General features: G+C 63.3%; 8 protein-coding genes. 5 read left to right on the top strand and 3 right to left on the bottom strand.

Going from position 1 to position 8,551, the window contains the following annotated elements; genetic code table 11:
- Positions 1-59 precede the first annotated feature (59 nt).
- Entirely contained in the window at positions 60-983 is a 924-nt protein-coding gene (locus tag VNT00_RS09580; RefSeq protein WP_325586857.1) for a histone deacetylase family protein, read from the bottom strand.
- Positions 984-993: 10 nt separating this feature from the next.
- Here VNT00_RS09580 and mltB point away from each other — a divergent pair, with 10 nt between their 5' ends.
- From mltB to egtB, 3 genes are all read left to right on the top strand, one after another.
- Positions 994-2,154 (top strand): lytic murein transglycosylase B, encoded by a 1,161-nt coding sequence (gene mltB, locus VNT00_RS09585; RefSeq protein WP_325586831.1) that lies wholly within the window; start codon positions 994-996, stop codon positions 2,152-2,154.
- 92 nt (positions 2,155-2,246) lie between these two features.
- Entirely contained in the window at positions 2,247-3,239 is a 993-nt protein-coding gene (gene egtD / locus VNT00_RS09590) for an L-histidine N(alpha)-methyltransferase (RefSeq protein WP_325586833.1), read from the top strand.
- A gap of 33 nt (positions 3,240-3,272) precedes the next feature.
- The gene (egtB, locus tag VNT00_RS09595) at positions 3,273-4,508 is read left to right on the top strand and encodes an ergothioneine biosynthesis protein EgtB (RefSeq protein ID WP_325586835.1); all 1,236 of its coding nucleotides are present in this window, start codon (positions 3,273-3,275) and stop codon (positions 4,506-4,508) included.
- A gap of 1 nt (position 4,509) precedes the next feature.
- On the opposite strand, the gene cysM is transcribed toward egtB, so the two are convergent.
- Positions 4,510-5,415 (bottom strand): cysteine synthase CysM, encoded by a 906-nt coding sequence (gene cysM, locus VNT00_RS09600; protein WP_325586837.1) that lies wholly within the window; start codon positions 5,413-5,415, stop codon positions 4,510-4,512.
- A gap of 163 nt (positions 5,416-5,578) precedes the next feature.
- Here cysM and VNT00_RS09605 point away from each other — a divergent pair, with 163 nt between their 5' ends.
- Together VNT00_RS09605 and VNT00_RS09610 are read left to right on the top strand one after the other, a co-directional pair.
- The gene (locus VNT00_RS09605; RefSeq protein WP_325586839.1) at positions 5,579-6,301 is read left to right on the top strand and encodes a response regulator transcription factor; all 723 of its coding nucleotides are present in this window, start codon (positions 5,579-5,581) and stop codon (positions 6,299-6,301) included.
- Entirely contained in the window at positions 6,298-8,187 is a 1,890-nt protein-coding gene (locus tag VNT00_RS09610; RefSeq protein WP_325586841.1) for a sensor histidine kinase, read from the top strand. The genes VNT00_RS09605 and VNT00_RS09610 overlap by 4 nt, the downstream gene beginning before the upstream one ends.
- A 120-nt stretch (positions 8,188-8,307) precedes the next feature.
- Here the strand turns inward: VNT00_RS09610 and VNT00_RS09615 are convergent.
- The coding region (locus VNT00_RS09615; protein WP_325586843.1) for a ComEA family DNA-binding protein at positions 8,308-8,551 on the bottom strand (244 nt) is incomplete at its 5' end.

Here is an 8,551-nt window from a genome sequence, read left to right on the forward strand (position 1 = left end):
ACGCGCCCGAAAGCGCGTGCGCCGGCGGTTCCGGCGAACCAAAAACCAATGTTGCCATTCTACAGCTTTGCCATCGCCTTGATATGCGCCACCGCGCTGCGCCCAAGCGCCGACAGGTTGTAGCCGCCCTCGAGGAAACTGACGATCCGCCCCTGCGCGGTGTCGTCGGCCAGCTCGACGATCCGGTCGGTGATCCAAGCGTAGTCGGCCTCGACCAAGCCCAACTGCGCCATGTCGTCCTCGCGATGCGCATCGAACCCTGCCGAGACGAAAACGAACTCGGGCTTGAACTCGCGCAGGCGCGGCAGCCATGTGTTGGCGACGAGTTCCCGAATGACCTCTCCTTCGGTGTAGGCGGCAACAGGAACATTCAGCATGTTTTTAACACATTTTTGAGTGTGTACGTTAGGAAAAAATGGATGCTGGTAAAAACTGCACATCAAGATCTTGTCGTTTCCAGCAAGAATTTCCTCAGTTCCATTGCCATGATGCACATCGAAATCGATTATGGCAATACGGTTCATCCCGTATTTTTCGAGCGTATACGCTACAGTTGCAGCCAGATTGTTAAAAAAACAGAATCCCAGGGCCTGGGCGGGGCGTGCATGATGTCCGGGCGGACGAATGGCGCAAAACGCCGTTTGCGCTTCGCCCCGCATGATGGCGTCGACGGCGGTGATCCCCGCGCCCGCGGCTGCGTAGGCGGCTTCCAGGGTATGGGGATTCATCAGGGTATCGGGGTCGATTTCCACGCAGCCATGGGCTGGGGACAAACCTTTGAGATAGTCCAGGTAGCCGGCGCCATGAACGCGCAGCAGATCGTGGTCGGTGGCGGGAATGGCGGTTTGGGCACGAAGCAGACCCATGATACCGCCGGCTAGCAATTGATCGTTGATGGCGTCGAGCCGCGCCGGACTTTCCGGATGCCAGTCGCCCATTTCGTGCAGATGGCAGGCCGGGTGGGTAATATATAGCGTTTCCATAAGGATGATTATGTTCAGACCCATCTGTGTTTTGCAAGTCGCCATTATCGCCGCGCTATTGGGCGGCTGCGCGTCGCCCCAGCCGACAGCGACAACGGCATCGACAGGCTCGGCGCAGACGTCTTCCATATCCGCCAATGCCGCGGCGGCCGCCGGCGGCGCCTCTGAATTTCCCGCGCCGCCAAGCCGAAACGGATTCCTCACACGCAACGGCGTCCTCCTGCCCGAAGTCCAAGCCTATGCCCGCGAAGTCGCGCAAACACGCGGAGTGCCGCTGAAGCAGGCGGAAGGCCTGCTGGCCGATGCGCGCTACAACGCCACGGTGGCCCGGCTCATGACCCCCAGCCTCACTCGCATCCGGCGCAGTTGGGTCACTTACCGCAATCGCTTCGTCGAACCCGTGCGCATCAAGGCGGGCGTCCAGTTCTGGCAAGAGCACCGCGCGGCGCTGGACAGCGCTACCCGGCAATACGGCGTCCCGCAATCCATCATCGTCGCCATCATCGGCGTAGAGACGATATACGGGCGCAATACCGGCAACTTCAGGGTGCTGGACGCCCTGGCAACGCTGGCCTTCCGCCACCCCGATACCGCGCGTCCCGAACGCAGCCAGTTGTTCCGCGATCAGCTTGCCGACCTCATCCAGTTGAACAGCCGCGGCGAACTGAACGCGCGCACTGCCACCGGCTCGTATGCCGGAGCCCTGGGCCTGCCCCAATTCATGCCCGGCAGCCTGCTGCGCTACGCCGTGGATGGCGACGGCGATCATAGAATCGATCTCAGCTCCAGCCCCGACGACGCCATCGTCTCGGTGGCCAACTTCCTGCGGCAGCACGGCTGGCAGCCGGGGCTGCCGGTGTTCGCGCCCGTCATTCTGCCCGACAACGCCGCAAAACTGGTCAAGGGCGGGCTGGAGCCCACCTACACCTGGAGCGAACTGCGCGCACTGGGCGCCAAAGATCGCCCCGGGCCGTTTCCCGACACCTGGAAGCAGCATCTGCTTGGCGTCGTCGATCTGCTCGACGAGCCTCGCAACACGGCGGAATACCGCAGCGGAACCCCCAATTTCTTTGCCATCACACACTACAACCGCAGCTATTTCTATGCAGCGTCGGTGGCCGATCTGGCGCAAATACTGTCGATCCGGCTGGGCTATGGCGCCCCGTACTGACAGGCCGCCCTTTCGCAACGGCGGCATGCGGTGTTAACCTTAAAGACCCGCCTCAAGCAGTTTTAGGCCGACCCTAGCAGCGATGCGAGCCAATGCCGATTCAACCCGAAGCCTACACCTACAGCAACACAGACCAAACCAGCCCCGAACCCGCAGCCGGCAACGCGCAAAACCGCAGCGCCGCTGAACTGGCCGCTGGCCTGCTGGACGACAAGGCCCATGTGTCGCCAAAGTACCTATACGACACCCTGGGCTCGAAACTGTTCGAAGCGCTGTGTCTGCTTCCCGAGTACTATCCCACACGCACCGAAGATGCCATCGTCGCGGCCAATATGGCGTCCATTGTCCGGGCCATCGGCCCAGAGGCCACGCTCATCGACCTGGGCGCGGGAAACTGCGCGAAGGCCGAGCGCCTGTTTCCAACCCTGCGCCCAAGGCAGTACGTGCCCATCGACATCTCGCGGGAATTCCTCGAACAGGCGGCGGCGCAATTGCAGCCGCGCTACCCGCAAATGCGCATTACGCCGCTGGGGCTGGATTTTTCGCATGAGCTGGCCCTGCCCGACTCCGTTCCGGCCGAACGGCGCGTATTTTTCTACCCCGGCTCGTCCATCGGCAATTTTTCGCCCGACCAGGCCAGCGCCTTTTTGCGCCGCCTGCGCGATGCCTGCGGGGCCGACGGCGCCGTCGTATTGGGCGTCGACCTCATCAAGGATGCCGCCGTACTGCAAGCCGCCTACGACGACGCCCTGGGGCTCACCTCCGCATTCAACCTGAACCTGCTGCGCAACGTGAACCGCCTGCTGGGCTCGGACTTCAATGTCGCGGACTGGATGCACGAGGCGCGCTTCAACGAACGCGCGCAGTGCATGGAAATGCACCTGAAGGCGCGCCGCTCGGTCATCGTGCGCTGGCCCGGCGCCCAGCGGCTGTTCGAACGCCACGAATGCATACACACCGAAAACAGCTACAAATACACCGTGCCGTCGATTACCCGCCTCTTGTCGCAGGCGGGCTTCGCCCACGCGCAAACATGGCTCGACGGACGGAACTGGTTCGCCGTCGTCCATGCCCGGGCCGCATAGGCCTCGTCAACAGGTCCCGCCCCCGGCACAACCATGACCATCTCCAGTTCCCTGCTTGCCCGCTACGAAGCGGTAAGAAGCGCCTCCATGGCGCTGGCCGAGCCCTTGTCCGACGAAGACTGCTGCGTCCAGTCCATGCCCGACGCCAGCCCCATCAAATGGCATCTGGCGCATACGACCTGGTTCTTCGAAACCTTCGTCCTGGAGCGCTTCGAAGCCAATTTCAAGCCTTTCCAGCCGGCATTCCGCATGCTGTTCAACTCGTACTACAACGGCGTCGGCGCCAAGCATCCGCGCCCGCAGCGCGGCTTGCTCACCCGCCCCGACATGGCGGAAATCGAAGACTACCGCAGCGATGTCGATGCACGCATCGAGGCCTTGCTGCTGATCGCCGCCGCACCCACCTATATTCCGTCATCCGAGCTCGAGCACCTGATCGTCCTGGGGCTGAACCACGAGCAGCAGCACCAGGAACTCATGCTTACCGACATTTTGCATTTGCTGTCGTGCAATCCGCTGCATCCCGCCTACGACCCGGCTCCGTACGTACCCGCCCCGGCCGCGCCGCCCCTGCAATGGCAAACCCATCCGGCCGGCATCGTCGAAATCGGCCACCTGGGAGGCGGCTTTTCCTTCGACAACGAACTGCCGCGCCATCGCCACTACGTGGAAGCTTTCGAACTGGCATCGCGCCTGGTCAGCAATGCGGAATACCTTGCTTTCGTAGAGGCGGGCGCCTACGACGACCCCGGGCTGTGGCTGGCCGAAGGCTGGGACTGGCTGCGCGCCAATGAAATCACCCACCCTCTGTACTGGCGCCAGTCGGCCGAGGGCTGGAGCGAGTTCACCCTGCATGGCCTGGTTCCGCTGGACGGTGAACGCGCGGCGCGCCACCTGTCGTATTTCGAAGCGGACGCCTATGCCCGCTGGGCCGGCGCCAGACTGCCCACCGAGGCGGAATGGGAAAGCGCCGCGGCGGCGGCAATCAGCCCAAGCCCCGCGCAGCCGCCGGCCCAGGGGCCGGAACTTAGCCAGCTATTCGATACCGGCTGGCAATGGACTTCCAGCAGCTACGCCCCCTATCCGGGCTTCCAGCCGGCCGGCGGCGCCGTCGGCGAATACAACGGCAAGTTCATGGTCAACCAGTACGTATTGCGCGGCGCGTCCAGCGCCACGCCACCCGGCCACAGCCGACCCAGCTACCGCAATTTCTTTCCCAGCCACGCCCGTTGGCAGTTCACCGGCATCCGGCTGGCCCGCTCGGTTTGAATCAGTTGAACACGCCGGTCGACAGATAGCGGTCGCCGCGGTCGCATACGATGAATACGATAGTGGCGTTTTCGACGCGCTGCGCCACGCGCAGTGCCGCAACCAGCGCGCCGGCCGACGATATGCCGCCGAAAATGCCCTCTTCGGCGGCCAGCCGCCTGGCCATGTCCTCGGCTTCCGTCTGGGTGATGAGCTCGAACGCATCGACCTGTTCAGGGTGGTAGATTTTGGGCTGATAGGCTTCCTGCCATTTGCGGATGCCGGGAATTTGCGAACCCTCGGCCGGCTGCGCGCCGACCACCTGTATGGACGGATTGCGCGAACGCAGGTAGGAGCCCACGCCCATGATGGTGCCGGTGGTGCCCATGGCGCTGACGAAGTGCGTGATTTCACCATCGGTTTGCCGCCACAGTTCGGGTCCGGTGGTTTCGATGTGCGCCTGGGTGTTGTCCGGATTGGCGAACTGGTCCAGCACCTTGCCCTTGCCTTCGGCCTGCATCGTGAGCGCCAGGTCGCGGGCGTATTCCATGCCGCCCTCGCTGGCCTTGGTAAGAATGAGCTGCGCGCCGTAGGCGGTCATGGCCGCCCGCCGCTCGACGGAAAGATTGTCGGGCATGATGAGGACCATCTTGTAGCCGCGCACGGCCGAGACCATGGCCAGGGCTATGCCGGTATTGCCGCTGGTGGCTTCGATAAGCGTGTCGCCCGGCTTGATCTCGCCCCGCTGTTCGGCGCGGCGGATCATGGATTCGGCGGCGCGATCCTTGACCGAGCCGGCCGGATTGTTGCCCTCGAGCTTGGCCAGGATGACGTTGCCGCGGGCCTCGGCAGCCTGGCCCGGAATGCGCTGCAGGCGGACCAAAGGGGTGTCGCCGATGATGTCTTGGATTGTGGGGTATTTTTTCATGAAGAAATGATACACCCAACCGCGGCGGCCAATGGCCTTCGCGCTGCTCCCCGGGCGCGGCCCCGCGGTGGATCGGCCATTCCGTTTCTGTCAGATACTGACAAATCCTGTAAATACAAAAAGAGACCGATTACACTTGGCGTTTTGTTACTTTTTTCATGGCATGCACACCCCTCGCCCCGTTGCGGTTGTGGAAGACAACCCCGGCCTGCTCGCCGACCTGGTGGAGTTTCTCGGGATGAGAGGCTTCGCGGCGCGCGGCTTCGCAAGCGCCGAAGCCTTTTTCAAGGTATGGCCCGCAACGTCCTTCGATTTATTGCTGCTCGACGTCGTGCTGCCGGGCGCAAGCGGGCTGGAAGTGGCGCAACGCGTCCGGGCGCAAAGAAGCCTGGCCGCACAAGTCGGCATCGTGATGCTGACCGCGCTCGATGCCAACAACGATCACGTCCTGGGCCTGGAGGCCGGCGCGGACATGTATCTTTCCAAGCGCAGCTCGCTGGAAGTGATCGAGGCGGCATGCCACAGCATGCTCCGCCGCCTGGATCAGCGCGAAGCCGCCCAGCCGGCGGACGACGGCCATGAACCGTGGCGCTTGAACGCGCTGCACTGGCTGCTGAAAGCGCCCGACGGCTCCCTGCTTTCACTTACCCACGCCGAAGTCACGGTGCTGAGCGCGCTGTTCGACAAGCCCGGACAGGCCGTCGCACGCGAAGAGCTGCTGACGCGCCTGAACAAAAAGGAAACCCTGTCCAGCCTGCGCAACCTGGACAACACCATCAGCCGCCTGCGCCGCAAAGTGCATACGGCCTGCGACATCGAACTCCCGGTGCGCCCGAGCTATGGCCGGGGCTACACCTTCACCGGGGAGTGCGAAACGAACACATGATCCGGTTCCTTCTGGCGGCCATCGCGATGATTCTCATGGCCGCCCCGAGCCTGGCCGCGCCGCTGATCCTGACGGCAAATACGCAGCATGCGTCGCTGGAGGGCCGGCTCGAGCATTTTGCCGACGCCACCAACAAGCTGCCCTTCGAGGCGGTGCAGCGAAAGGACTTCACCCCGCTTCCCGAGTTTCGCAGCCTGGGCTACAACACGGCCGCTCATTGGTTTCGCTTTGAACTGGAAAAGCCCGACCCGGCCGCGCCCCTGCATTGGGTGCTGACCATCGGCACCCCCGAACTGGAAGAGGTCGATATCTGGGTGGAAAAACCGGGAGGCGGTTTCGAACACTATGCTCTGGGCTATCACCGGCCCTATGGCAACCGCCCGCTGCAAAACCGCCTGTTCACCGTGCCCGTCGACGTTCCCAGCCACACCCGCGTCTATTTCCGCGTGCACACGAACAATGCCATCAACATCCACGCCGAGATCTGGAAGCCCGGTGCCTTCGTAGTCGACGAAACCCGAACCAATTTTCACTGGGGCCTGTACTTCGGCATTCTGCTGATCGCCGTAATGCTGTACTCGATACTGGGCCTCTGGCTGCGCGACCTCGTCATGGCCGCTTACGCCGGCTATATAGGCTCGCAGATGCTGTTCCAGTTGGGCGTCGCCGGCTACCTGCCCGTCCTGTTTCCGCTGGATTCGCTCTGGATAGTCGATGTGCTGCCACGCATCGGATGGCTGGGCGGGGCGATCTCCATCGTGCTCATGTGGAGCCGGCTGCTCGACCTGAAGCATCACTATCGGCGCATCCACCGCCTGTACCAGTTCACCATACTCCTCAATCTTGCCCTGCTGCCGTTTGCGCTGATGCCTTTTCTCGTGACGCCGCAGTTGCTGCTTGTCGTGAAGCTGGCGAACTACCTGAACAGCCTGAATTTTTTCATCAGCATGGTGCTGCTGCTGATATTCTGGCGGCGCAGCCGCCGCATCGAATTGATGGTGTATTTCATCGCCTTCGTCATTCCGGCAGCGGGCACCATGGTCAACACCGCGGCGAACCTGGGCATGGTTCCCCAGAACGCGGTAACGGTCAATCTGTATCAAATGGCTTCGCTGGTTCATGTGCTGGTAATGAGTTTCGGCCTGGCTCTGCGCCTGCGCCAGGTACAGCGCGACAAGGCCATGGCCGAGCAGGAGGTCTCGATTTCCACGCAAAGGGCCGAGGAACAACGGCGATTCGTTGCCATGCTGTCCCATGAGTTCCATAACCCGCTGGCCGCCATCGACCGGGCAGCTCAGATGATCCAGCTCAAGACGCTGGACTTGCCGCAGCCGGAGGCCCAGCGCCTGAAGCAGATCCGCACCAACGTATCCATGCTTTCCGGCTTCGTCGACAATTTCCTGATGACCGAGGCGCTGGATCATGGAGGGCTGGCGCTGTCGCAGGAGCCCTGCGTGCTCAAGGATGTGATTGAAGCCGCCATACGCGCCCAGGGCGATGCGGCGGACACGCGCATACGGCTTGGGGCATGCCCCCGCGACGCCAGGTTCCTGCTGGATCCCACGCTGATCAGCGTCGCGCTGGGCAACCTGCTGGCCAACGCCCTGCTTTATTCCCCCGCGGACAGCCAGGTGGAAATCAGCGCAACCCAGGATGCGCCGGGCAAAGGCCTGCGCATCCGGGTCGTGGACCAGGGGCCCGGCATATCCGCCGACGAGCTGGAAAAGCTTGGCACGCCGTATTTCCGCGCCTCGTCGTCGCTGGGCAAGAAAGGCAGCGGCCTGGGCTACCACTTTACCCGGCGCATCGTGGAGGCGCATGGCGGCACCCTGACCGCCCGCCCCGCGCCCTCGGCCGGACTGGAAGTGGAGATATTCCTGCCCTGACGGCATCCGCCCTCGCCACAGTCAGGCCGGACGCGAAACACTGCCGCAGCCGTCTTGCTGCAGGCATCAGCCGGCCCGGCGTTTCGCCGGACCCGAGAGAAGCGCGACCCGACGGCGGGTTCATTTACCGCCGGTTCGGGCCGCGGCCGCGGGGGCGCTGCGGGCGGAAGCCGGCTTGGCTTTGGCTGCAGGGTCCGCGCCTTGGCTTGCACCCGCGCCTCCCAGCGTCAAGCCCGATGCCTGCAGGGCCGCCGCTTTCTTCGCGCCTATGCCTTTCACGCGCTCGGACAAGTCGTCGAACGATTCGAATTTGCCGCCGCGCGTTCGCTCGTCGATGATGGTTTGCGCGGTCTTGGGGCCGATA

The sequence above is a fragment of the Eoetvoesiella sp. genome, assembly GCF_035555955.1.
In the GTDB taxonomy this organism is placed as follows: Bacteria; Pseudomonadota; Gammaproteobacteria; order Burkholderiales; family Burkholderiaceae_B; genus Eoetvoesia.

Coding starts and splice junctions, on each gene's coding strand:
- cysM (WP_325586837.1), bottom strand. CDS start 5,415: ATGAAAAAATACCCCACAATCCAAGACATCATCGGCGACACCCCTTTG.
- mltB (WP_325586831.1), top strand. CDS start 994: ATGTTCAGACCCATCTGTGTTTTGCAAGTCGCCATTATCGCCGCGCTA.
- egtD (WP_325586833.1), top strand. CDS start 2,247: ATGCCGATTCAACCCGAAGCCTACACCTACAGCAACACAGACCAAACC.
- egtB (WP_325586835.1), top strand. CDS start 3,273: ATGACCATCTCCAGTTCCCTGCTTGCCCGCTACGAAGCGGTAAGAAGC.
- VNT00_RS09610 (WP_325586841.1), top strand. CDS start 6,298: ATGATCCGGTTCCTTCTGGCGGCCATCGCGATGATTCTCATGGCCGCC.
- VNT00_RS09605 (WP_325586839.1), top strand. CDS start 5,579: ATGCACACCCCTCGCCCCGTTGCGGTTGTGGAAGACAACCCCGGCCTG.
- VNT00_RS09580 (WP_325586857.1), bottom strand. CDS start 983: ATGGAAACGCTATATATTACCCACCCGGCCTGCCATCTGCACGAAATG.